We start from the raw sequence: 23,732 nt of genomic DNA, 5'->3' as shown, positions 1-23,732 counted from the left end.
CCTAGTGGGGCAGCCGATAGTCCTTCTCCCGCACCAGCCTGGCCATGGCGTCGGCCACTTCGGTGTCGTAGAGCCGGCCCCGGTTCTTGTCGATCTCGGCCATCGCCAGTTCCAGCCCGAGCGCGGGGCGGTAGGGCCGGTGCGCCGCCATGGATTCGACCACGTCGGCCACGGCCAGCACGCGGGCCTCGGGCAGGATGGCGTCGCCCTGCAGGCCGCGCGGGTAGCCGCTGCCGTCCATGCGCTCGTGGTGCTGGCGGATGATCTCGGCCACCGGGGTGGCGAAGTCCACGTCCTTGAGGATGTCGTAGCCGGCCTGTGCGTGGCACTTGACCAGTTCCATCTCCAGTGGGCTCAGGCGCCCGGGCTTGGACAGGATCTCGGCGGGCACGGCGATCTTGCCGATGTCGTGCACCAGGCCCACCAGTTCCAGGTTCTTGCAGCGTGCTTCGTCCCAGCCCAGCTCACGCGCGATGGCACCCGCGATCAGGCCCACGCGGCGTTCATGCCCGGCGGTGTAGGGGTCGCGCAATTCGACCATGTTGGAGATGGCCTGCAGCGTGCCCTGCATGGCACCTTCAAGCCGCCGCACGTAGCTGGCGATCTGCTCTTCGGCTTGCTTGCGCTCGGTGATGTCCTGGGCCATCACGATGGTGGCGGGTTGGCCGTCGTCCCAGGTGATGACCCTGGCGTTCAGGCCCAGTTCGATCAACCGGCCATCCTTGCGGCGCAAGGGCACGCTGTAGGCCACGTTGGGCTCGCCGGCATCGAGCCGCCCCCAGGCCTGGTGGATGCGTTCCAGGTTGTCAGGGGTGGTGGCGGTGAATTGCAGCACCTCCTGCCCCAGAAGTTCCGGTGCTGACCAGCCCACGATTTCGCAGAAGCGCGGGTTCACGTAGATGAAACGGCCATGGCGGCGCACATAGATGCCGCTGATGGTCTGCTCGATCATGTTGCGGAAGCGTTGCTCGCTTTCCCGCAGCACATGCTCGTTCTGGCGGATTTCCGTCAGGTCGGTCCAGGCGATGATGGCCTCGTCGTTCACCACGGTCATGGTGCCGCGCGTGGTGCGTTCACTGCCGTCCTTGCAGCGCAGTCGCAATTCGGGCGATTGCACGGTCTGGCCGCCCTTGCTTTGCGGCAGCACGCTTTCCCAGTGCGCCATGCGCTGGCGGCGTTCTTCGGGGTCGGCAAAGACATGCTCGGCCCACAGCGTGATCGTGGCGATGTCTTCGGGGGTGTAGCCCAGCCATTGCTGCAGTGCCCGGTTGCTGGCGCGCAGCTTGCGCGTGTTCAGGGAGTAGATCAGCATCGGCAGCGGCGAGGCCTCGAACAGTTCGCTGAAGCGGTATTCGGAGAGCTGTGCTTTCTGCTCGGCCTGTGTCAGCCGTTTTTCGCTGGCCAGGTTGTTGAAGGCGAAGGACAGGTCGGACGCCATTTCAGTGAGCAGGCGCATTTCGTCGGCATCGAACGTGGTGAGTCCGCGCGCGTACAGGCCGAACGCGCCCAGCAGCCGTCCTTCGCAGACCAGGGGCACTACGGCGCGTTCCCGGATGCCTTCCGCGTGCAGATAGGCCAGCCAGGGGGTGTTGGCGTCCGCGGGGATGCTGCGGACGGTGATTTCTCCCTCCGCCAGATTGGCCATCAGCTGGTTGAAGGGGCTCCCGGGGTCTTCCAGGGCTTGGATCAGCAGGGGCAGGCGCTCGGCTGCGATGCCATGCGTGCGGTGGATGCGCAGAGGCAGCCCGCCGGTTTCCGTGAGCGCGATGAACATCATCGGAAACGATCCGTGGGTGATCAGCGCGTCGTAGAGCCGTGCCAGCAAGGTTTCCTGGTCGCTGCTGTGCACCACGGCATGGTTGGTGGCGCTGAGCATCTCGTAGAGGTTGGACAGGCGCTGGACCTTCTCGGCCGCCTGCATGCGCTCGATGGTGCCGCCGATCTGCTGCACCACGCTGTCGAGCAGCGTCTCTTCTTCGGGCAGGAAGACCGCGCCCGCTGCGCAGGCCGCGGGCGGATACCATGCCTGCAGCTGCGCGCGGGGCGTGCCGTGCACGCTGATGTCCCGTGCCATCCACTGCGTGGGCTTGGACTCGGGGGGACGGGCGCCGAAATGCCCCCAGTTCCCGGAGATGGCCACCCGGACCCTGTCGGGCAGCATGAATCCCGGCGGCAGCCGCTCGGTCACGCCGTTCAGCAATTGCGGGAGCTGGAGGTCCGGTGTCTCGATCAGCTGCGCGATGGCGTGCATGCAGCGCAGCTCCTTGATGCGCTCGCCCAGTGCCTGCACCAGGGCCTCGCGCTCGGCCGCCAGGCGCTGGCGATCGGTGATGTCGCGCACCACCTGGACATGGGCCTTCTGGTCGCCGTGGAAGCCGAAGGGGGCCAGGCTGCATTCCACGGCGCGGCGGCCCTGCTCGCGCGCGAGTTCCGTGCTGAAGGCCATGCCGCGAGATCTCAGGCGCGAACAGACCGGGCAATCGGCCGGGTTGATGGCGGCATCGTGGAACAGTGCGTGGCAGGACTGTCCCACCAGCTGCTCGGCGGCCATGCCGGTGTAGAGGGACGCGGCCGTGTTGGCCTGCAGGATGCGGCCGTCGCCCGCCACGATGAGCGTGGGGTCGGGCACGGCATCGTAGGTGCTGGCTGCGCGTGCGAGCATGCTGAATGGCTCGCGCAAGGTGTTCTGCACCAGTGCCAGGTAGACATACCAATAAGCGAAGATCTTCAGCAGGTGCCCCACCAGGTTCGCCTGCGCGTACACGCTCACGTAGCGCGTGAAGGCCAGTTCCGACAGCATCATCAGCACCACGGCGGCCATCAGATTGACCAGCAGGCGCGTGGACATCAGCGCGCGATGGCGCCAGAACAGAAGCAACGCACAGGCCAGCAGGCCGATGATGAGGTACTCGGTGTAGATCTTGAAGGATGTCAGGCCCTGGCCGTCCACGAAAGCGTCCGGAAACTGGCCGTTCATGATCAGCAGCAGGACAAGCACGGTGACCGACCCGAAGACCGCGTTGGAAAAGAACCGGTGCATGTTGCGCTGAAGCAGTAGCGGGGCGCTGACGAGCGCGGCGGCCTGGATGAAGCGGGCCGCGATCCACAGTTGCGTGGACGGGTTGGCGCTGCCGCCGGGCAGCAGGTTCATGCCTTGGAAAACCAGCGTGTGTGCCAGGTCGAGGCCGCCACACCAACCAAAGGCCACGGCGATGTATACGACGAAATGGTTGCGCGTGAATTGGGTGGTGGTGGTGGACACCACCAGGGCCACCATGGCGATCACGATGGAAAACAGCTCGGCCAGCGTATGGAACAGCAGGTAGTTGAACTGTGCGCTCCACCAGCAAATGGCGGACATCACCGAGGGCGGCACCAGGCTGGCCAGCACCATGCGCCACAACGGCAGGTCGGTCTGGCCGGTCGGAAGGGCATGCGCCTGGTGAAGAAATGGGGGCATTGGCAATTTCTGGTGAACCGTGGGTGGGGCCGGTCGGGGAGCCTGTGGTGTATCTCCCCCCGCCCCATGCCCATTATGGGGGGGTGTTTGGCTCCGAATGTGCTGCCCGATCGTGTTCCCAGCCGAAATGCTGGGAACACGCTACGATGCGGAAAGCCGCATGGCCACTCTGTCTATGACCCAGCCCCCCACAGCCATCGACAGCGATTACATCGACGTGACCACCCAGCATCTGGTGCGGGTGGCGGGCTGGGCCGTGCTGCTGATCGGCTGTTCCATCGCCGTGCTGCTGGCGCTGGACCCCTCGATCCAGCGCAGCAGGGTGGTGTTCAATCTGGGCGCCGCCCTGGTGGGTGGATTGGCGCTGCTGCTGGCGCGCATGGGCCGGTGGCGGCTGGCCGCGCACCTGCTCGTCTGGGGGGTGTGGCTGTTCGTGTCGCTGGTCTCGGTGCGCAATGGCGGGGTCCGGGGCCCCAACCTGCTGAACTATCCGGTCTTGATCGTGTTGTCGGGCTGGATGCTGGGCGGACGGGTGACCCTGCTGCTGGCGGCGCTGACCGGGGTGCTTTTTGGCGGGTTCTTCTGGGCGGATGCGTTGGGAAGGATGCCGCCCGTGCCCGAGGGCAATACCACGGCCCACATGGTGTACCTGTGCGGCATTCTGCTGCTGACGGCCGCGGCCACGCTGTTGTCACGGCGCAACTACCTGCGCCGGGTGGTCGAGGCGCAGCGCACGGCCACGGACCTGGCCGCCAGCGAGGCCGAACTGCGCAAGCTGCTGCGCGCCGTGGAGCAGAGCCCCGAGAGCATCGTCATCACCGATCTGCAGGAGTGCATCGAGTATGTGAACCAGGCGTTCCTGCTGCGCACGGGCTATTCCCGTGCCGAGGTGCTTGGGCGCAGTTCGGAGGCCTTTTCCAGCAACGGCTTGGGGCCCGCGCAGCGCCAGGGGCTGCGCGAGACGCTGGCGCGTGGCGAGGTGTGGGCGGGCGAGCAGGTGAATCAGCGCAAGGATGGCCGCCCGCTGGCCGAGGCCGTGGTGGTGGCGCCGATCCGCCAGCCCGACGGGCGCATCAGCCATTTTGTCGAGCTCAAGCAGGACATCACGGAGCGCAAGCGTGCCGCCGACGAGATCCATCGCCTGGCCCACTACGATGCGCTGACCAGCCTGCCCAATCGCTCCATGCTGGTGGAGCATCTGGCGGGTCTGCAGGCGCAACCGGGGCATGGTCCGGTCAGCGTGCATGCGCTGCTGCTGCTGGACCTGGACCGCTTCACCACCTTCAACGACGCGCGCGGCAGCGAGATGGGCGACCGGTTGCTGTGCGCCATGGCCCTGCGCCTGTCGCGGCAGTTGCCGCCCGAGGGCCTGCTGGTGCGCGTGGCGGGGGATGAATTCGCCATCGTGCTGCACGGCTTGGGGAACGATGTGGCTCAGGCGGGACGCAATGCACTGGCGTTCGCGGCCCAGGTGCAGACCGCGCTGGGGCTGCCCATGCGCCTGCACGGCGATGCCGGGCCGACCCAATGGACCGCGAGCGTCGGCATCACGCTCTATCCGCAGAGCGCCGAGGACCGCGTCCAGGACGCGCTGCGCCGCGCCAGCACGGCCTTGCACCGGGCCAAGGTGCTGGGTGGTGGGCAGGTCGCATTCTTCGAGCAGGAGATGGGTCAGGCCGCCGAGCAGCGCTTCCGTGTGGAGCGCGAGTTGCGCCAGGCCATTGGTGCGGGAGAGCTGCGCCTCTTCCTGCAGTCCCAGGTGGATGTGCGGGGCACGGTCGTGGGTGCCGAGGTCCTGGTGCGCTGGCAGCACCCGCGCGACGGCCTGGTGGCGCCCGGGGTCTTCATTCCCGTGGCGGAAGCGTCCGACCTGATCGTTCTCCTGGGGCGCTGGGTTCTGGAACAGGCGTGCCAGTTGCTGGCGCGGCCATGGTTCGCGCGGCAGCGGGTGCGGCTGTCGGTGAATCTGAGCGCGCGCCAGTTTCGCCAGCCCGATTTCGTGGCGGAGCTGCAGCAGATGCTTGAGTGCAGCGGCGCAGACCCCACGCTGTTGACACTGGAAGTGACCGAGGGACTGGTCATCGAGGATTTCGACGACGTGGTCGCCAAGATGCGCGCCCTGGTGGCGCTGGGCGTGGAGTTCTCGCTGGATGATTTCGGCACGGGCTACTCGTCGCTGGCCTACCTCAAGCGCCTGCCGATCCAGGAGATCAAGATCGACCGCAGCTTCGTGCGCGATGCATCCACGAATGCCGACGACGGTGCCCTGGTCGAGGCCATTTTGTCGGTGGCGCGCCATTTCGGCATGCGGGTGGTGGCCGAAGGGGTGGAAACACGCGCGCAGGCCGACTACCTGGTCGAGCGCGCTCCGGCCATCGTCTACCAGGGCTTTCTCTTCAGCCGCCCTGAGTACCAGGCCCAGTGGCTGGAGCGCCAGCAGGCCGTCACGGTGGGCGCTACGGAGTGATCCGCGCCACCTCGGCCCAGGGCAGGCCCTGCCACAGGGCTTGCCAATGGGCGATGTCGTCCGCACCGGCCGGTGCTCCCGGAGCGGAAGGGCGCGCCAGATCCAATCCGCTGTCGAACACCAGCCGCGTGCCCGTGACTGGGTGCGGCACCTCCAGACGCCAGGCGTGCAGCCACAGCCGCTGCAGTCCCAGCCGGCTTGCCCACCAGCGGTTGAGCGGCCCCTTGCCGTGGGTGGCGTCGCCGATGATGGGGTGGGCCAGGTGCTTGAGGTGGCGGCGGATCTGGTGGCGCCGGCCGGTCAGCGGCTCGGCCTGCACCAGCGAGGCGCGCGTGCCTGGAAAGCGTGGGTCGCTCACCTCGGGCAGCGCCAGGCGCGCCAGGCAGAGCATCCGCGTCTGCGCGGGCTGCGCGGGGGCGTCGGCCGGGGCGTCGTCGGGACGCAGGGCATGGTCCACCTCCGCATGTTCGGGCATCCAGCCGCGCACCAGCGCCAGGTAGCGCTTGCGCACCGCATGGTGCTCGAACGCCTGTGACAGCGCCCGCGCGGCGTCGGCATGCAGCGCCATCACCAGCACGCCACAGGTGCCCTTGTCGAGCCGGTGCACCGGGAACACATGGCGGCCCATCTGGTCGCGCAAGGTCTGCATCACGAAGCGCGTCTCGCCCGCGTCCAGGCCGGTGCGGTGCACCAGCCAGCCGGCAGGCTTGTAGACCGCCACGAGGTGGTCGTCGTGCCAGAGGATGTGCAGGGGAGGCATGGATGGTGGTGGAGCGCAGTGGCGCGGATTGTGCAGCAAGCGAAAGAGCACGGGCGCTGCTACCATGCGGCGCGAAGTCGTGGAACGTAGAACAAACCAAGGAGACCCGCATGTCCGCAGGCGATTGGAAAGACATGTTTGCGGCCGCGCAGGCCGGCGACCTGGCACGGGTGCGCCACCATATCCAGGGCGGGGTGGACCCGAACTACCAGCACCCCGAGGTGATGTGCACGCCGCTGGTGGCCAGCCTGCTCCAGGGGCACGATGCCGTGGCACGCTACCTGCTGGAGCATGGCGCCAGCCCGCACCTGCGCTCGGATTTCGACGGGCTCACCCCCTTGCAGGCCGCGCGCCGGCAGGGGCGCGCGGAGCTGGCCGCGCTGCTGCAGGCGCGGGGCGCGCGCGACGACGCGCCCCGGCCCTTCTGGCGCCGCTGGCTGCCCGTCTAGGGATGCTCTGCACGAACCGTCGCGCCGCGTGCATCTGCGGTCTCGGGCGGTTCGCCGCGTTGTAAATGCTCGCAATGGCTACGGCTATTGCTGCGCCTTGCGGCACATCCCGGTCCGCAGCGCACACTTTCCGCTCGATTCGTGCAGAGCATCCCTAGCGGTGCCGGCCGCGCGGTGGTGCGGGCGGCCAGAGGACAATCGGCACACCATGAAAACGATTCTTCCCCTGCAACTGCTGGTCGCCCCCGACAAGAACGATCCCGCGCCCTTGGTCCTCTACCATGGCGGCGGCTGCCCCGACGGCTTTGCCGCCGCGCTGGCCGCCTGGCTCTATTACGGTGGCCAGGCCGAACTGGTGGGGCTGGACCATGGCGACACGCGATCGGTGGACGATCTGCCGCCGCTCGAAGGCCGGGCCGTCTACATCCTTGATTTCTCCTTCTCCGCCGAGATCCTGCGCGGCATCGAGCAGCGCGCCGCCAAGCTGGTGCTGCTCGACCACCACAAGAGCGCGGCCGAAAAGCTCACCGGCTTTGCCTGCCGCTGCGGCGTGGTGCATTTCGACATGGGCAAGTCGGGCGCGCGCCTGGCCTGGGAGTTCTTCCACCCCGATGCGCCACTGCCCGACCTGGTTCGCTTTGTCGAGGACCGCGACATCTGGGCCTGGAAATTCCCCGAAAGCGCCGCCTATCTCGCGGCGCTGGACATGGAGCCGTTCGCGCTGGAACGCTGGCGCGAGATCGTGGCTTTCACACCGGACCAGACCGCCGCCTTCATGGCGCGCGGCCAGGCCATGGACGAGAAGTTCCACAAGCTCGCCTCCGGGATCGCCGAGGGGGCCCAGCCTGTCACCTTCAACGGCCAGCAGGGCCTGATGGTCAACGCACCCAGCGCTTTCCACAGCCTGGTGGGCGAGATGCTGTCGCAGCGCAGTGGCAGCTTCGCGCTGATGTGGACGGCAGGCAAGGGCGGCCTCGTGAAGGTAGGACTGCGCTCTCAGCGGGGCTTCGACTGCATTCCGCTGGCCGAGAGCATGGGCGGCGGCGGCCATGCACAGGCCTGCGGTTTTCGCATGGGGGCGGACCGGCTGCCCGGACTGCTGAGCGGGGTGCTTGACGGGGCCCCCCCGCGCGGCTGAATTCCAGGGAGGGGCCGGCCTGCCCAAAGAGCGGGCATCGCGTCGCGGCCCTGTGCCGGCGCGGCTTCGCGCGGTTGTGCCCGGGGTTTTCCACAGACCAGCCCACAGCGCGTGGGCATAACTTCAGGCCGGTTTGGGCATGTGCCGCGCCAAATGCTGGGCGATGGCCGGGATTGACTGCGGTCAAGGCGGGCGCAGAAGCCGGCAACGGGCCGGCAGGGCTTGGGTACACTCTCGCGCCGCAACCATTGACCGGCAGCGCACGGACCGCCGTGCCGGCATCCATACGAGAGGAAAGCATGCATGCATTGACATCGACCTGGCGCACCCGCCGCGCCTGGGGCTGGCTGGTGGCCGTGGCCGGCCTGTGGGCCCTGCTGCTGGCGGTCGGGCCTGCCCATGCCGAGGATGCCGCCATCCAGTGGGGTCAGCGCCTGCAGGCGACCCTGGAGCTTCCGGCCGAAGCCTTGGAACGGTTCCGGAAAATCCAGGAGAAGAATGCGCAACTGCGGCCCGGCACGCCGCTGGAGAGCGAGACCTGGCGTGGCAACCCGATGGACCTGACGGCCGGCGGCAGTCCCTACACCCTGGTGCTCAAGGCCCGGGCCGTGGCGATCGCGGACGGTGATGCGGGCGTGCGCATGCAGGCGAGCTGGGCGTTCGATGGCGGCACGACCGAGCTGCCCATGCCCGGAATGGCGCAGAAGGGCGTGCGCGCGGGCCAGGTCGTGGAGCTGGTGGGAGTGTCCGCGCCCATGGGCCTGAATGCCAACAGACAGGGTGTGCCGGTGGTCGAATTCACCACCGCCGCCAATCTGCGGCTGGAACGCGTGCAGATCGATGTGTGGTCGGGCCAGCGAGCCTCCCAGCCGGTGGAGAAGGTGATGTCGTGGATGCCCATGCTGTTCGGCGTGGTCGCCCTGGGCTTTTTCCTGTGGCTGCGCCGCATGTAACTCATTACAACGCCATCCCGGTGCCCTTGGGCCTCCACTAAGATGCCACGCTCCGCCCTGGCCGCCGGCCAGGGCGCATGCCAACTTGGGAGAAGATGATGTCCGGACTGCGGCGGTGGGTCATGGGGGCGGCCTGCGCTTGGGCCTGGTGGTGCGGCGGCGTGGCCGCGCAGACGGGCAATGGCCCGGCGGTGCCGTCCGTGCTCCAGCAATGGCATGTGACCTATGACGTGGCGCGCGACGGGCGCGCCTCTTCCACCTACGTGCTGCGCAACCAGCTCGTCCAGCCCGGCGCGCTGGAGAGCCTGAAAACCTACTCTTTCTCCTTCAGCACCGGCATCCAGAACGGCCAGGTGCTGGAAGCCTATACGCTCAAGCCCGATGGCCGGCGCATCGAGGTGCCGGCCGGCAACTACCAGACCGAGACCCACGATGGTCGCAATGGGGGGCGGCCGCTGTTCTCGGACCGCACGCGTGTCTCGGTGGTGTTCCCCGACCTGGCGGTGGGCGATGCCGTGGGCATGACCTACCGCATCGACGACAAGGAGGCCATCTTCCCCGGCGCCTTCTCGGTGGCGCACAGTTTCTCGCCTTACGCCGTGCACCAGGACAGCAGCGTCACCGTCCGTCACGCCAAGGGCATGGATCTGCGTTTCGAAGCCCACGGCCTGCAGGAGCCGTCCGTGACCACCGAGGGCGATGTGACCGTGCGCCAGTGGCGCTACCAGAACCCGGTGCCGCGCCCCCGAGACGAGGCCGATGCCGGCATCTGGCGCATGGACGAAGCGCCGGTGCTGCTGGCCAGCAGCTTCGCCGATTACGAGGCCATCGCGCGGGCCTATGGCGAGCGGGCGCTGCCCAAGGCCGAGCCCACGCCGCGCATCCGCACGCTGGCCCGCACCATCGTGGGCGCGCAGGCCGATCCGCGCGAGCGCGCGCGCCTGCTGTATGAATGGGTGTCCACGCAGATCACCTACGGCGGCAACTGCATCGGCGTGGGCGCCGTGGTGCCGCGCGACACCGACCTGGTGCTGGACAACAAGATGGGCGACTGCAAGGACCACGCCACGCTGCTGCAGGCGTTGCTGGCGGCCGTGGACATCCGCAGCGAGCAGGTCCTCATCAACGCGGGAGAACTCTACGACCTGCCCGCGACGCCCGTGGTTTCCACCGTGAACCATGTGATGAACTACCTGCCCGATTTCCGGCTGTACGTCGATGCCACGGCCAAGCAGGTGCCGTTCGGCTACCTGCCATCGAATGCCTATGCCAAGCCGGTGATCCATGTCGGCGCGGCCCAGGCGCTGGCCATGATCGCGCCGGAGCGCGCCGGCCAGACCGAGCAGCGGGTCCACACCGTGCTCAAGCTCAACCCCCAGGGCGGGGCCAGCGGCAACCTGCGGGTGGAGTTCAAGGGCACGCAGGCCGCCAGCATGCGCGAGTACATGCGTGACCTGCAGGGCGACGCGGAGCGCGACTTCGTGCGCAAGGTGCTGGCCAGCTCGGGCTACAAGGGCCGTGGGGTGCTGGACAAGGGCGACCTGGCCGAGGCTCGGGCGCTGTCGGACCACTACGCTTTCGGCATGAGCTTCGACATCGACAACTACCTGCAGGGCGGGTCCGAAGGGGCCTTCGTGCTGGCTCCGGTGCTGGGCTTGCCCTTGTCGGTGGTCCGCTATGCCGCGCTCGACGATCTCACCACGCCCCGGCGCCGGGTGCGCTGCTATGGCTTTCACAGCCAGGAAGCCTACGACATCACCCTGGAGCCGGGGGTGGCGTTCACGCGCCTGCCGGAGAACTTCAAGACGCGCAACCCGCTACTCCATTACACCGGCAGCTACAAGCGCACCAAGAATGGGGTGAGGGTCGAGCGCGAGATCCAGGACACCACGCCCCAGGGGCTTTGCACGCCCGACTACATGGCGCAGTGGAATGCGCAGGCTTTGCCCATCGTGCAGAGCCTGCAGGGCCAGATCTTCTACAAGCGGCATGCGACGCTGGTACGCCTCACGCCCGACCGCAACCGGGCGAAGGGGCTGGCGCAACCCGCCAAAGCCAAGAAGAAGAAAAAAAGGTAGAAATCAGGCTCTAGCGCTTTACCATCAAGCGCTAGTAGCTATCATAAAAATAGCAAAAGTGGCTATTCAGCCGCTGGCACGTGCCGCGATGGTCGCCAGACCAGCAGCGCCCCCAGGGCCAATCCCACGGCGTCGGCCAGCCAGTCGGCCCATTCGCCATGGCGCCAGCCCGTGGCCGCCTGGGCCAGCTCGATGGCACCGCCAAAGGCCAGCAGGCCGGCCGCCAGCGGCCAGGCCTGGCGCGGGTAGGCGCGCAGGCCCAGCAGGGCCAGCGCGGTAAAACCCAGCGCGTGCTGGGCCTTGTCCCACAGGCTGAACACCTGGGGTGGCAGGTAGCCGGTGGGCATCAGCGAGAGCACGGCCACGCACAGCAGCAGGGCCCAGAAGCAGCGGCGGACCATCAGCGGGCCACGCTTTTTTCCAGCAGCCGCACCAGGGTGTGCAGCATGCGGTTGGCCGGCGTGGCCACGCCCAGGGCCTCGCCCAGGCGCACCACGTAGCCGTTGAGGTGGTCGATCTCGCTGCGGTGGCCGCGCGCCAGGTCCTGCGCGGTGGACGATACCTGCGTCGCCATGCTGCGCGCCAGCGGCAGCACCGCCTCGGCCGTGCCCTCGGGCAGCCGGATACCGCTGGCACGCGCCACGGCCATGCACTCGCGCACGATGTCGTCCATCATGCGCGGCACGTCCAGGCCGGGGCTGTCCACGATCTCACCGTAGGGCAGGCGGGTGATGGCCGAGAGGGGGTTGTAGACGCAGTTGAGCACCAGCTTGGCCCACAGGGCACCCTCCACGTTGTCCGAGATTTCCACCGGAATGCCGGCGGCGGCGAAGACGCGCGCGATCTCGCCGCTGGCGGGCGAGGGCGCGATCACCAGTTCGCCCCGGCCATGGTGGCGCATGTGGCCGGGCCCGGCCATGCCCGCGGCCACGTAGACCACGGCCGGCAGCACCGGGCGCCGCAGCACATCCTGCAGGCGGGCGGCGTTGTCCACGCCGTTCTGCAGGCTCAGCACCACGGCGCCATCCTCCAGGTGCGGCGCCATGGCGCGGCCGGCACTCTCGGTGTCGGTGGATTTGACGCAGAACAGCACGCACTGCGCGCCTTGCACGGCGCTGGCATCGGTGTCGGCCTGAACGCGCACGTGCTCCTGGAAGCTCTGGGTGTCCATGAACAGGCCGTCCCGGCGCATGGCCTCGACATGGGCGGGGCGCGCCACCAGCACCACGTCGTGGCCGGCGCGGGCCAGCATGCCGCCGTAGTAGCAGCCCACGGCGCCCGCGCCCATCACGGCGATCTTCATGGCCGGGCCGCCGTGCGGCCGCGGGGTTTGCGAGGGGGTGGGGAGGGGCGATGTCGGCATGGGCGAAGTGTAGGGTGTGTCATGTGGCCATCCGGGGGAATCTCCCGGTGTGCCGGAGGGTGCGGAGCCCTGATAATGCCAGCCCATGGAGGAACCCGTTCACGATCCGGAAGAGACAGGCCAGTGGAGCGATGGTGCAGGCGAGCCGTTCGCCGAATTGCCCGCCATTGTGGAACTGCTGCGCCGCCGCTGCGCGGTCGACTTTTCCGGCTACAAGGTGACCACCCTCTCGCGCCGTATCCGCCAGCGCATGGTCCAGCCGGCGAGCGATGGTGCGGCCTACCTGCAGCGCCTGTCCGAGGACGAGGCGGAGCGCAATGCCTTGTGCAGCGATCTGCTGATCAACGTGACCGAGTTCTTCCGCGACCCGGCCGTCTTCGCGCAACTGGCCGAAGAGGTGCTGCCCGATCTGCTGCGCGGCCGTGACGCGGGCGACGAACTGCGCATCTGGTCGGCGGGCTGCGCCAGCGGCGAGGAAGCCTATTCGCTGGCCATGCTGGCGCTGGAGGCTGCGGGCCGCATGGGTTTCCACGGCAACGTCAAGGTGTTCGCCACCGATCTGGCCGGCAGCGTGCTGGAGCAGGCATCGCGCGGCAGCTTCAGCCCGGAGGCCGTGGCGGCCGTGCCCGATGCCCTGCTGCGGCGCTATTTCCAGCGCGATCCCCAGGGCGGCGCGCGGGTGGACGCCACCTTGCGCCGCCATGTGGTGTTCGCCCGGCACAACCTGCTGAGCGACCCACCATTCACGCGCATCGATCTGGCGGTGTGCCGCAACCTGCTCATCTACCTCAAGCCCGCGGCGCAGATCAAGGCGCTGTCGCAACTGCACTTCGCCCTCAAGCCGCAGGGCGCGCTGCTGCTGGGCGCGAGCGAGACGGTGGGGGAGTTCGAGGCGCACGCCTTCTCGGTCATGGACCGTTCCCATAAGCTGTTCCGCAAACAGCTCGCGACCCTGGCGCGCACCATCGACGTGCCCACGCTGGGCGCCCGCCCGGTGCCGGCGCAGCCCTTGCTGGAACAGCCGGACCTGGAGGGCCAGCCGCCCGAGCTGCTCCATGCCGAACTGCTGGCCACGCGCGAGCGCCTGCAGGAGATGGTGCTGGAACTGCAGGCCAGCCACGAGCGCCTGGATCTGAGCAACGAGGAACTGACCGCTTCGAACGAGGAGCTGCAGAGCACCAACGAAGAGCTCAAGACGGTCAACGAGGACCTCTACACCCTCAACCGCGAGCTGGAAGACCGCAATGGCGAATTGGCGGCGCTCAACCGCGACTACGACCACCTGCTGGCCAGCACCGAGATCGGCATCGTCTTCCTGGATTCCGGGCTGTGCCTGCGCCGCTTCAGCCCGGCGGTGGCGGATTTCCTGGCACTGCGTGAAAGCGACATCGGACGCCCGGTCAGCGACATCCGCTACCGGATCGGTCCGCAGGAGGACTTCCTGGCCGACCTGCGGCGCTGCCTGGGCGAGGGCGCACGCATCGAGCGCGAGATCGCCCTGCCCGGAGGGCGCTGGGTGCATCAGCGCATGCTGCCTTTCAAGGAAGGCCATCTCCTGGGAGATGGCGTGGTGCTGACCTGGACGGACATCAGCGAGGTCAAGCGCATGCAGACGCTGACCGAGCAGTTGGCCGCTGATCGCACGCGGCTGATGGGCATTCTCGATGCGCTGCCCGATGGCGTGTACATCGTGAGTCCGTCCTACGAGATCGAATACCTCAATCCCGTGCTGGAGCGCGAGTTCGGCCCGATCAATGGCCGCAAGTGCTTCGAATATTTCCATGGCCGCTCCTCGCCGTGCGACTGGTGCAAGAACCAGGAGGTGTTCGCGGGCCAAACCGTGCACTGGGAGTGGACGTCTCCCAAGGGCCGCACCTACGATCTGTTCGACATGCCGTTCCGCAACCCGGACGGCACGGTCAGCAAGTTCGAGATCTTCCACGACATCTCCGATATCAAGGAGACCCGCCGCCGCATGGAAGAGGCGGCCCAGCTGGCCCATGTGGGCCATTGGGAATGGGTGATTGCCTCGGGCGAACTGCTCTGGAGCAATGAGACCTTCCTCTGCTTTGGCTACGAGCCTGGCGGCATCGTGCCGAGCTTCGGGCTGTTCATCGAGCACATCGATCCGCAGGACCGCGCCAGGGTGCAGTCCAAGGTGCAGCAGACGCTGGAGCAGGGGGGCGAGTACGAGGCGGAATTCCGTTTCCACCGCGCGGACGGCGCGGCGCGCATCGGCCGCGCCACGGGCCATGTCACGCGGGATGCCAGGGGCGAGCCCCTCGCGATGTCGGGCGCGATGCAGGACATCACCGTGCTGCGCCAGACCGAGCAGCGCTTCCAGGTCGCCTTCCGCGCCAGCCCGCTGGCCGCGTCGATCGCGCAGATCTCCAACGGCCTGTTCCTGGAGGTCAACGACAAGTACGAAAAGTATTTCGGTTGGACCCGGGACGATCTGATCGGCAGGACCACGCTGGAGGTCGGGCTGTGGGTCGATCTGGCCTCGCGCGAGGCCTGGCTCGACGAACTGCGGCGCCAGGGCACGTCGCTGGACTTCGAGTCGCAGTGGCGCTGCAAATCGGGCGAGATCCGCCATGTCAGCCTGTCGGCCGAGCTGATCGACATCGACAACGAGCCCTTGGTGCTGGCCTTCATCCAGGACATCACCGAGCGCAAGGAGAACGAGGCCCGCATCGACTTCCTGGCGCACCACGACCCGCTGACCGGCCTGCCCAACCGCGTGCTGTTCCGCGACCGCTTCGAGCTGGCCACCGCCTGGTCGGGCCGCAGCGGCAGCAAGGTGGGCCTGATGTACCTGGACCTGGACCACTTCAAGACCATCAACGACTCGCTCGGCCATCCGGTGGGCGACCAGTTGCTGCAGCAGGTGGCGCGGCGGTTGCGCCAGTGCGTGCGCGATACCGACACCATCAGCCGCCAGGGCGGGGATGAATTCCTGATCGCCCTGACCGACATCGACGACCTCGACGCCGTCGGCCAGGTGGCCAGCAAGGTGGTGCAGGTGCTGTCGGCCCCATTCGAGATCGAGGGCCATGACTTGGCGGCCACGCTGTCGATGGGGGTCGCGGTGTGGCCCGACGATGGGCAGGATTTCAACGCCCTGCTGCAGCGCGCCGACACCGCCATGTACCAGGCCAAGGCCGCCGGGCGCAATACCTACCGTTTCTACACCGCCGAGATGAACACCCAGGCGCTGGAGCAGCTCAAGCTGCGCACGGCGCTGCATTGGGCCCTGGACCAGCAGGAATTCGTTCTGCACTACCAGCCGCAGATCGATCTGGCCAGCGGGCATGTGGTGGGCGTGGAGGCCCTGTTGCGTTGGCAGCGCGGGCCAGGCGAGCTGCTGCTGCCCGGCCGCTTCATCGCGGCGGCGGAGGAGAGCGGCCTGATCGTTCCCATGGGCGAATGGGTGCTGCGCGAGGCCTGTGCCCAGGCCATGCGCTGGCAGCAGGCCGGCCTGCCCGAGCTGACCATGGCCGTCAACCTCTCGGCCGTGCAGTTCAGGCGCGGCGACCTGCTGCAGAGCGTGACGCAGGCCCTGGTGGATTCCGGGCTGGAGCCCTCGCGCCTGGAGCTGGAATTGACCGAATCGCTGCTGCTCGACGACGCCGAACCCGTGCTGGAGACGGTGCGCCGCTTCAAGTCCCTGGGGGTGTGCCTGTCGATCGACGATTTCGGCACCGGCTACTCCAGCCTGGCCTACCTCAAGCGCTTCGCGGTGGACAAGCTCAAGATCGACCAGTCCTTCGTGCGCGACATCGCCAGCGACCCGGACGACGCCGCCATCGTGCGCGCCATCATCAGCATGGCGCGCAGCCTCAAGCTCAAGGTGATCGCCGAGGGCGTGGAGTCGGCCGAGCTGGCCAGTTTCCTGCGCCTCTACCACTGCCACGAGGCGCAGGGCTTCCACTACGCCCGGCCGATGCCGGCGGACGCGCTGGCGCAGTGGCTGATCCAGTACGAAGCCAGCCTTTGAATCGGCGGCGCCGGACAGTACCGCGGCCAGGCGGCCTGGCTGGGGATGGCGCTCCAATCCGTGGCCGCCGCCTTGCCCGGGGCCGCATTCCTGCCGATACTGGGGCATCGCAACCACCCATCGCCTTGCCATGGCCACCAAGAGCCCCTCGACCGAATTTCGCATCCTTTCACTCAGTGGCGGTGGCTATCTGGGCCTGTACACGGCGGTGGTGCTGGCCGATCTGGAGCGCCGCGTGGGCGAGCCGCTGGGGCGCCGCTTCGACCTGATCGCGGGCACCTCGGTGGGCGGGCTGCTGGCCATGGCGCTGGCGTTCGAGGTGCCGATGGCCGAGATCGTGAAGCTGTTCGTGGAGCGGGGCGAGGAGGTGTTCTCGTCGCGCCGCCTGCCGGGTGGCACCGTGACCCGTCTCATCGACCTCACGCGCTCGGTGCTGGGGCCCAAATACACCGGCGAGGCCCTGCGCCGCGAGTTGGTGCGCCACCTCGGCAAGCGCACGCTGGGCGATGCCCTGCACGCCGTGGTGGTGCCGGCGGTGGATGTGACGCGCAGCGTCACCAAGGTCTTCAAGACACCGCATGCCCAGGCCTCCCTGGGCGATGGAGCCCTGAGCGCGGTGGATGTGACCCTGGCCACCTGCGCCGCGCCCGCCTTCTTCCCGTGCGTGCCGGTGGGCGACCGGCTGTACGCCGATGGCGGGCTGTTCGCCGTGGCACCGGACCAGGTGGCGCTGCACGAGGCCGAACTTTTCATGGGCGCCAAGCCTTCCCGGGTGCGCATGCTGTCCGTGGGCACCGCCACCATGGGCTACCAGCCCGCCGACAGCGTGGAGGCCGATGCGGGCGCCGTGGGCTGGCTGACCGATGGGCGCCTCATCCTCACGATGATCTCCGTCCAGCAGCAGCATGTGCAGGCCATCATGGAAGACCGGCTGGAGGACCGCTACATGCGGCTCGACGCCCATTGGCCGGCCCAGGCTGGCCTGGGCATCGACATCGCCACGCGCCAGGCCGCCGAGACCTTGGCCGCGCTGGGGCGCGACACATTGCTGCAACTGGACGAGGAGCGGATTCTCGCCTTCCTCTGAAATCCTATTAAAAATGGCATTTGGCGCTTTGCTGTATTGCGCTGGCAGCTATCAAAAACATAGTAAATCGCCGCATTCCGCTGCCGTGCTGCCGCCATTGGCCTTTACTTTTGTGAGTGATTGCAGGACGATCAACCGATACAAACCCCCACAGGAGAACGTCCATGGATGCAATCCAGCGCAACACGGATACCGCCAGCCGTTTTGTGGGTGCCGCGCAGGATGCGAATGCCGCGCCCAGCCGGCGCAATGCGGCAGCCGCCGAACCCCGCGCGCCGGCGAGCGAGGAAACCTCGGTCACGCTGAGCCGGCGTGCCCAGGAGCTGGCCGCCGCCCGCAAGGAGCAGGAAAGCAGCGCCGCGGCGGAACAGGAAAGCCAGCAGGCGCAGCAGATGTCGCTGCTCAATGCCCAGTTACGGCGCACCTACATGGGTGCCGAGGGTTCCGGCGGCGCGGGCTGAACCCGGCAGCAACGGGGAGGAGGGGCCATGTCAACCATCATGAACACCAGCGGCACGGCAGCGAGCCGAGCGCAGTTCCAGGTGCTCTCCGCGCGGCGCGATGCCCGCCAGGCCGAACAGACGGCGCGCTCGCTGGAGGTACAGGCGCAGGCGGCGCAGCGCAGCGCCGACCGGGAGCAGGCCCGTGCGGATGGCCTGTCCGAACAGGCCTTCGACGCCGGCCGCTACTCCGACGCCGCGCGCAGGAACCTGGCCTCGCTCGAAGCGGGCGCGCAACGCGAGAGCAGCGCGGGCCAGGGGCGCCAGCCGGGCCGGCTGGTCGATACCTACGCCTGAACCGCGTGGCCTTCGCGGAGCGCTTGGCGCGTCAGCGGGGCAGCACGCTGCGCAGTGTCTGCGCCAGGTCCTCGGCGACGAACTTGGCCACGTAGCCATCGGCCCCTACGCTGCGCACGTGGTCTTCATTGGCCGAACCCGACAGCGACGAGTGGATCACCACCGGCAGGCCCTCGAAGCGGGCGTCCTGCTTGATATTGCGGGTCAGTGTGAAGCCATCCATCTCGGGCATTTCGAGGTCGGTCAGCACCAGGCTGACCTTGTCGAGGATGGTCTTGCCCTCGGCGGCGGCGGTTTTGGCCAGGGCGTTGAGCCGGTCCCACGCTTCCTTGCCTGACTTGACCATTTCGTAGGGGGCCTGCAGCACCTGCAGCTCCTGCTCGATCAGCGAGCGGGCGACGAAGGAGTCGTCCGCCGCCAGGATGATGGTGCCGGATTTGAGCTTGAGCTTGGGGCCGACCTTCTGCGGGTCGACCTGGTGTTCGTCCGAGGGCGACACCATCTGCAGGATGGCTTCCACGTCCAACACCTGGGCAAGGCGCGTGCCATCCTTGTTACCGTCCAGCCGGGCAATGCTGGTGACGAGGTTGTGCGCGGCGCCGCTGGTTTCGGCCGACAGCACCTGGTTCCAGTCCAGGCGCACGATGTCCTCGACGGACTCGACCGCGAAGGCCTGCGTGGTGCGCGCGTATTCCGTCACCAGCATGATGTTGAGCCCGGTCTGGGGCTTGCAGCCGACGATGGAGGGCAGGTCCAGCACAGGGATGACCTGGCCGCGCAGGTTCACGACACCCAGCGAGTGCGGCGTGGCGCCCACGATGGGCGTGATGCTCGGCATGGCCACGATCTCGCGGATCTTGAAGACGTTGATGCCGAACAGCTCCGACTGGCCCAGGGCGCTGTCGGTGCCTAGGCGGAACAGCAGCAACTCGAACTTGTTGGAGCCGGTGAGGTTGGTGCGCTCGTCGATTTCTTTCTGGACGGACTTCATGGAGGGCCTTCTTTCGCGCGGGAACTTGCGCCTGCAAATTCTAGGAGCAGAATCGTTCTGTTACATCAGTATATTTTCAGGCAATACCCGCGCATCACGGTGCATGCGCGATTGCGGTGGTCGAGGCTGGGTGCTATACCGGAATGCGGCATCTGCGATGCACGCCATCATTTGGTGGCCATGGCCATTCTCAAACCGGGTACCGAGGCGTTCGAGCGCCTGGCGCGCATGATCGCCGACATGCTGTTCCTGGCCAAGGCGGAGAACGGCCTGGCCATCACGCAGGCCATCCTGCATGCGCACCGGGGCGAGGTGTCCGCCACCTCGGCCCAGGGGCTGACCGTGTTCACCCTGCGCTTGCCTTCTTGAATCAAAACGCCCGGGCGCTGGGCCGCTCCGCGATGCGGTCGCGGTAGGCCTGCAGGTGCGGCATGTCCTCGGCGCCGGGCTGGAACTTCATGAGGCCGCGCGCGAATTCCAGCGCGCAGAAGGCGGTGATGTCGGCGATGGTGAAGCGCTCCCCCGCCACATACGGCTGGTGCGCCAGCTCGCGGTCGAGCCAGCGGGCCACGTCGCGCATCTTGTGGCCCTCGGAGGCGCCGAAGTCCGGGAACTGGGGTTGCTCCAGCGCGGCCAGGCCCGGGTGTGTGTGGCGGATGCACTGGCCGATGCCGGCGAACAGGTACCACTCGACACGCCGGTCGGCCATCTCGATGAAGGCGCGCTCCTCGAAGTCACGGCCCATGAGGTTGGGTTCCTGCACCAGGCCTTCGAGATAGGTGCAGATGGCGCGCGTTTCGGTGAGAACACGGCCGTCGTCCAGCTCCAGCGCGGGCACCTTGGCCAGCGGGCTCTTGGCGCGGAAGGCGTCGTTCTTGTGCTCCTGGGCATTCAGATCCACTGGCACCAGGTGGATGCCGGTGATGCTCTTCTCGGCCATGAACATGGTGACGCGGCGCGGGTTGGGCGCGCGCGGGGCGGTATAGAGCTGCATGGCGGGATCTCCTGGTTCTTGTGCTCGGGCAGGGCGATGGGTCAGACGCCGGCCTGGCGCGACTGGCCCATCTCCACCATCTTGCGCGCTTCTTCGGCGAATTGGCGCTCCCGTTCTTCGCGGTCCGGGCCGCTCTCGCGCATCGAGGGCGGCATGAGGATGCCCTTCTGCACGGCGGGCCGCGCGCGGATGGTGTCCACCCAGCGCCGCAGGTGGGGCAGGTCGTCGATGTCCACGCCCGACCAGCGGTGCGTGCGCACCCAGGCCCAGTTGGCGATGTCGGCGATGGAATAGTCGCCCGCCAGGTATTCGTGGCCCTGCAGGTGGGTGTCGAGCACGCGGAACAGGCGCTTGCATTCACCTTGGTAGCGGTCGATGGCGGGCTGGATCTTCTCCGGGAAGTAGCGGAAGAAGACGTTGGCCTGGCCCATCATCGGACCGATGCCGCCCATCTGGAACATCAGCCACTGCACCACGCGCGAGCGGCCCAGGGTGTCCTGCGGCATCAGGCGCCCGGTCTTCTCGGCCAGGTAGAGCAGGATGGCGCCGGACTCGAACACGGCGAAATTCTCCACGTCGCGGTCCACGATGGCCGGAATCCGTCCGTTGGGGTTGATGGCCAGGAATCCGGGCTGCTTTTGGTCTCCGCGCGCGAGGTCCAGCACATGCATCGTGTAGGGCAGGGCGAGTTCCTCCAGCGCGATGGAGACCTTGTGCCCGTTGGGCGTGGCAGCGGTGTAGAGGTCGATCATGCGGGCCATTATGCGCAGCATGGCCCTGCCATGCCATCCCCGGGCTTTCAGGCGGCCAGGGGGCGCGCAAGCCGGTCCCGCATGCCGGTGGCCAGCGTTTTCAGCAGCGCCCGGGTGGCGGTGTCATGTGGTGCGCAGGCCAGTCCCAGATGGCGCTCGAAGCTGATGGCGCCCGCTTCCAGGGGGCGCACGACGGCGCGGCGCGCATGGTGCGCGTGCGATGCCGGGATGATGGCCAGGCCCAGCCCCAGCTCCACCATGTGCAGCAGGAGCTCTTCGCGGGCCGCGCTGGCGCGCAGGTCCGGCACCACGCCGCGTTCGGCCAGCAGCTTTGCGAAAGCCTGCTGCTGCGGGCAGTAGGGCCGCTCGATCAGGGGCACGCCCTGCAGGTCGTCCCATGCGAAGCCTTTGCGAAAGCGCAGGGGGTGCGATTCGGGGACGAGCATCACATAGGGCTCGCGCCACAGCGGCGCGAAGATGTCGGTGGACCGCTTGCAGCTTTCAGCCACCAGGCCCAGTTGCGCCTCTTCCATGGAGGCCGTGATCCGCAGGGTGGCACCGGGCAGGTGCTGGTCGATCTGCGCGATCAGCGGCGCAGCGGTGTGCACGAGCACGTCGTCCTGCAGGTACAGGCCCAGGTGGGTGCGCGGGGTGTCGCGGAAATCGCGCACCATGGCCGTGGACTGGGCCAGCAGGCTGCAGGCGCGCGGGTACAGCCGCTCGCCCGCCGGGGTGGGGGCCAGGCCGTTGCGGCTGCGCTCGAACAGCACCGTGTCCAGGGCTTCTTCCAGCCCCTTGATGGCCATGCTGATCGAGGGCTGGGCCACGAAGCAGCGGCGCGCCGCCGCCGTGACGGAACGTTCCTCGAAGGCGGCGACGAAGTAGCCCAGGGCGCGCAGGTCGAACAGCATGGCGGGTGTTTCAGGCCGCCGTGGCGGGCTCGGCGGCGAGGGGCGTGATGGTGGCGACGGTCTCGCGGAAGTAGTCCAGCAGGCCGTCCCGCGAATGGCTCACGATCCAGGTCTGGCTCTCCACCTCGCGCTGGAGCACGCCGTAGTGGAAGCGCTGGAGGAACTGCGTGAGCACCCAGCCGTCGCCCAGCGCCTGGCTGTGCGCGCGCAGGATCCGCGTGCCCTGGGGAAAAATCTCTGTCGCCAGGCGCTGCAGCACCGCCAGCACGCCAGTCTTGCCTTGCGCTTGCTGCCAGGCCACGTCGGCGGCGTCGCGGTAGTGGTCGATGCGGAAATCCACGTCGTCGGCGATGAGCGCGAGCAGCCGGGGCACGTCGCCCTGGGCGAAGGCGGACAGCACGTGGTCGATGGGGTGAAGGGCGGGGGAGGGGTGGGTCATGGCAAGGCTCCTGTGGAAAAGCCGCGACTTTAGGGAGCGGTTTGCCATCGGTAAATTATTTTATTTATTCAATATAACAATAAATTATTGATGGATCAGAAGGATACGCCGGGCAGGGCCCGCAGATAGCCTTGCAAGGCCTCGATGGCCTGGCGCACCTTGGCCGGCTGGGCGTCGCGTTGCGGTGTGACGGCCCAGATGTCGAGCGTGCCGAACGACCATTGCGGCAGCAGCCGTACCAGGCGCCCGGCCTGCAGGGCCTCCTGCACATCCATGCTGCCCATCAGCGCCAGGCCCAGGCCGGCCTCGCACATCTGCTGGATCGAGAGCTGGTTGTTGCTGGCGATGCGCGGCTGCACCACCAGGCCGCGCATCGTGCCCGCCGGGCCGCGCAGTTCCAGCCGCAGGCCCGTGCCCTCGCGGGAGAAACCCAGCCAGTCCTGCGCGTGCAGCGCGTCCGGGTCGAGCGGCGGGGCGTGGCGCGCCAGCCAGCCGGGGCTGGCGCACAGCCACCACTGCATGGCGCACAGGCGGCGCGCGGCCCAGCTCGAATCGGGCAGGCGGCCAAAGCGCACCGCCAGGTCGATGCGCGACTGGATCAGGTCGATGGGCGCATCGTCCACCAGCAGCCGCAGGCGCAGCGCGGGGTGGCGCCCCAGCATGTCGCCCAGGGCCGGCGCCACATGCCGGGCGAAGCCGACAGGGGCGGACAGGCGCAGCTCCCCGCTGGGGGCATCTTGCGCGGCGGCCAGTTCGGCGCGCGCCTGCTCGGCGGCGGCGCACAGGGCCGCGCAGTGCGCGTGGTAGCGCTCGCCCGCCTCGGTCAGCGCGAGCTTGCGCGTGGAGCGGTGCAGCAGCGTGACGCCGCCCGCGCGCTCCAGCAGCCGCACCTGCTGGCTCACGGCCGAGGGGCTCATGCCCAAGGCGCGGGCCGCGCCACTCATCGATCCGTGCTGCACCACGCTGGCGAACACGGCCATGCGCCGCAGGTCATCCATGGGGGTCTCCTGGGTAGATTGTGAAGCAGCACTTCATTGTGAAGGAGTTTCTTGCCATCTACCGCATTGATTGTGCAGTTTTTATGCTTATGGCATCG

General features: G+C 68.0%; 20 protein-coding genes. 10 read left to right on the top strand and 10 right to left on the bottom strand.

Annotation, left to right across the window (positions count from 1 at the left end):
• Position 1: 1 nt before the first annotated feature.
• Positions 2–3,460 carry an MASE3 domain-containing protein gene (locus D8S75_RS12395; protein ID WP_119966662.1) on the bottom strand — a complete coding sequence of 1,153 codons (3,459 nt, stop codon included), beginning with the start codon at positions 3,458–3,460 and terminating at the stop codon, positions 2–4.
• Between the two features lie 160 nt (positions 3,461–3,620).
• On the opposite strand from D8S75_RS12395, the gene D8S75_RS12390 reads away from it, so the two are divergent.
• Entirely contained in the window at positions 3,621–5,927 is a 2,307-nt protein-coding gene (locus D8S75_RS12390) for a putative bifunctional diguanylate cyclase/phosphodiesterase (protein WP_232829039.1), read from the top strand.
• Here the strand turns inward: D8S75_RS12390 and D8S75_RS12385 are convergent.
• On the bottom strand, positions 5,917–6,687 hold the full coding sequence (locus tag D8S75_RS12385) for a pseudouridine synthase (protein ID WP_119966660.1): 771 nt from the start codon (positions 6,685–6,687) through the stop codon (positions 5,917–5,919). The genes D8S75_RS12390 and D8S75_RS12385 overlap by 11 nt on opposite strands.
• A 110-nt stretch (positions 6,688–6,797) precedes the next feature.
• Here D8S75_RS12385 and D8S75_RS12380 point away from each other — a divergent pair, with 110 nt between their 5' ends.
• The 4 genes from D8S75_RS12380 (at position 6,798) to D8S75_RS12365 (ending at position 11,305) form a co-directional block, all read left to right on the top strand.
• Entirely contained in the window at positions 6,798–7,136 is a 339-nt protein-coding gene (locus D8S75_RS12380) for an ankyrin repeat domain-containing protein (protein ID WP_119966659.1), read from the top strand.
• Positions 7,137–7,344: 208 nt separating this feature from the next.
• A complete protein-coding gene (locus D8S75_RS12375; protein ID WP_119966658.1) occupies positions 7,345–8,274 on the top strand; it encodes a DHH family phosphoesterase in 930 nt (309 codons plus the stop codon).
• Between the two features lie 299 nt (positions 8,275–8,573).
• Positions 8,574–9,227, top strand: a complete 654-nt coding sequence (locus tag D8S75_RS12370; protein ID WP_119966657.1) for a hypothetical protein — start codon at positions 8,574–8,576, stop codon at positions 9,225–9,227.
• Between the two features lie 98 nt (positions 9,228–9,325).
• Positions 9,326–11,305, top strand: a complete 1,980-nt coding sequence (locus D8S75_RS12365; RefSeq protein WP_198673200.1) for a DUF3857 domain-containing transglutaminase family protein — start codon at positions 9,326–9,328, stop codon at positions 11,303–11,305.
• Positions 11,306–11,367: 62 nt separating this feature from the next.
• On the opposite strand, the gene D8S75_RS12360 is transcribed toward D8S75_RS12365, so the two are convergent.
• Together D8S75_RS12360 and D8S75_RS12355 are read right to left on the bottom strand one after the other, a co-directional pair.
• Positions 11,368–11,706, bottom strand: coding sequence for a VanZ family protein (locus D8S75_RS12360; RefSeq protein ID WP_119966655.1), 339 nt, complete (start codon positions 11,704–11,706; stop codon positions 11,368–11,370).
• Positions 11,706–12,608, bottom strand: a complete 903-nt coding sequence (locus tag D8S75_RS12355; RefSeq protein ID WP_119966654.1) for a ketopantoate reductase family protein — start codon at positions 12,606–12,608, stop codon at positions 11,706–11,708. The genes D8S75_RS12360 and D8S75_RS12355 overlap by 1 nt, the downstream gene beginning before the upstream one ends.
• 145 nt (positions 12,609–12,753) lie before the next feature.
• Here D8S75_RS12355 and D8S75_RS12350 point away from each other — a divergent pair, with 145 nt between their 5' ends.
• The 4 genes from D8S75_RS12350 (at position 12,754) to D8S75_RS12335 (ending at position 18,549) form a co-directional block, all read left to right on the top strand.
• Complete coding sequence (locus D8S75_RS12350; RefSeq protein WP_119966653.1) at positions 12,754–16,665, top strand: EAL domain-containing protein; 3,912 nt, start codon at positions 12,754–12,756, stop codon at positions 16,663–16,665.
• Positions 16,666–16,795: 130 nt separating this feature from the next.
• Positions 16,796–17,752: a CBASS cGAMP-activated phospholipase gene (locus D8S75_RS12345; RefSeq protein WP_119966652.1), complete on the top strand. Its 957-nt coding sequence runs from the start codon at positions 16,796–16,798 to the stop codon at positions 17,750–17,752.
• Between the two features lie 164 nt (positions 17,753–17,916).
• A complete protein-coding gene (locus D8S75_RS12340) occupies positions 17,917–18,213 on the top strand; it encodes a hypothetical protein (protein ID WP_119966651.1) in 297 nt (98 codons plus the stop codon).
• A gap of 27 nt (positions 18,214–18,240) precedes the next feature.
• Positions 18,241–18,549: a hypothetical protein gene (locus D8S75_RS12335; protein ID WP_157982647.1), complete on the top strand. Its 309-nt coding sequence runs from the start codon at positions 18,241–18,243 to the stop codon at positions 18,547–18,549.
• Between the two features lie 31 nt (positions 18,550–18,580).
• On the opposite strand, the gene D8S75_RS12330 is transcribed toward D8S75_RS12335, so the two are convergent.
• Positions 18,581–19,540 carry a chemotaxis protein gene (locus D8S75_RS12330; RefSeq protein WP_119966649.1) on the bottom strand — a complete coding sequence of 320 codons (960 nt, stop codon included), beginning with the start codon at positions 19,538–19,540 and terminating at the stop codon, positions 18,581–18,583.
• A gap of 180 nt (positions 19,541–19,720) precedes the next feature.
• Between D8S75_RS12330 and D8S75_RS12325 the strand changes: the two genes are divergently transcribed.
• Positions 19,721–19,909: a hypothetical protein gene (locus tag D8S75_RS12325; protein ID WP_157982646.1), complete on the top strand. Its 189-nt coding sequence runs from the start codon at positions 19,721–19,723 to the stop codon at positions 19,907–19,909.
• A 1-nt stretch (position 19,910) separates the two neighbouring features.
• Here D8S75_RS12325 and D8S75_RS12320 read toward each other — a convergent pair whose 3' ends face one another.
• The 5 genes from D8S75_RS12320 to D8S75_RS12300 form a co-directional block, all read right to left on the bottom strand.
• The gene (locus D8S75_RS12320; protein WP_119966647.1) at positions 19,911–20,534 is read right to left on the bottom strand and encodes a glutathione S-transferase family protein; all 624 of its coding nucleotides are present in this window, start codon (positions 20,532–20,534) and stop codon (positions 19,911–19,913) included.
• 41 nt (positions 20,535–20,575) lie between these two features.
• Complete coding sequence (locus D8S75_RS12315; protein ID WP_119966786.1) at positions 20,576–21,286, bottom strand: glutathione S-transferase family protein; 711 nt, start codon at positions 21,284–21,286, stop codon at positions 20,576–20,578.
• Between the two features lie 47 nt (positions 21,287–21,333).
• On the bottom strand, positions 21,334–22,197 hold the full coding sequence (locus D8S75_RS12310; protein WP_119966646.1) for a LysR family transcriptional regulator: 864 nt from the start codon (positions 22,195–22,197) through the stop codon (positions 21,334–21,336).
• A 10-nt stretch (positions 22,198–22,207) separates the two neighbouring features.
• A complete protein-coding gene (locus tag D8S75_RS12305) occupies positions 22,208–22,636 on the bottom strand; it encodes a nuclear transport factor 2-like protein (protein WP_119966645.1) in 429 nt (142 codons plus the stop codon).
• Between the two features lie 95 nt (positions 22,637–22,731).
• Complete coding sequence (locus tag D8S75_RS12300; RefSeq protein ID WP_119966644.1) at positions 22,732–23,634, bottom strand: LysR family transcriptional regulator; 903 nt, start codon at positions 23,632–23,634, stop codon at positions 22,732–22,734.
• Positions 23,635–23,732: the final 98 nt, after the last annotated feature.

This window comes from Simplicispira lacusdiani, from assembly GCF_003604195.1.
Lineage (GTDB): Bacteria > Pseudomonadota > Gammaproteobacteria > Burkholderiales > Burkholderiaceae_C > Simplicispira > Simplicispira lacusdiani.
Note: the sequence above shows the minus strand (reverse complement) of the source record. Positions and strands in the feature narration are given on the sequence as shown.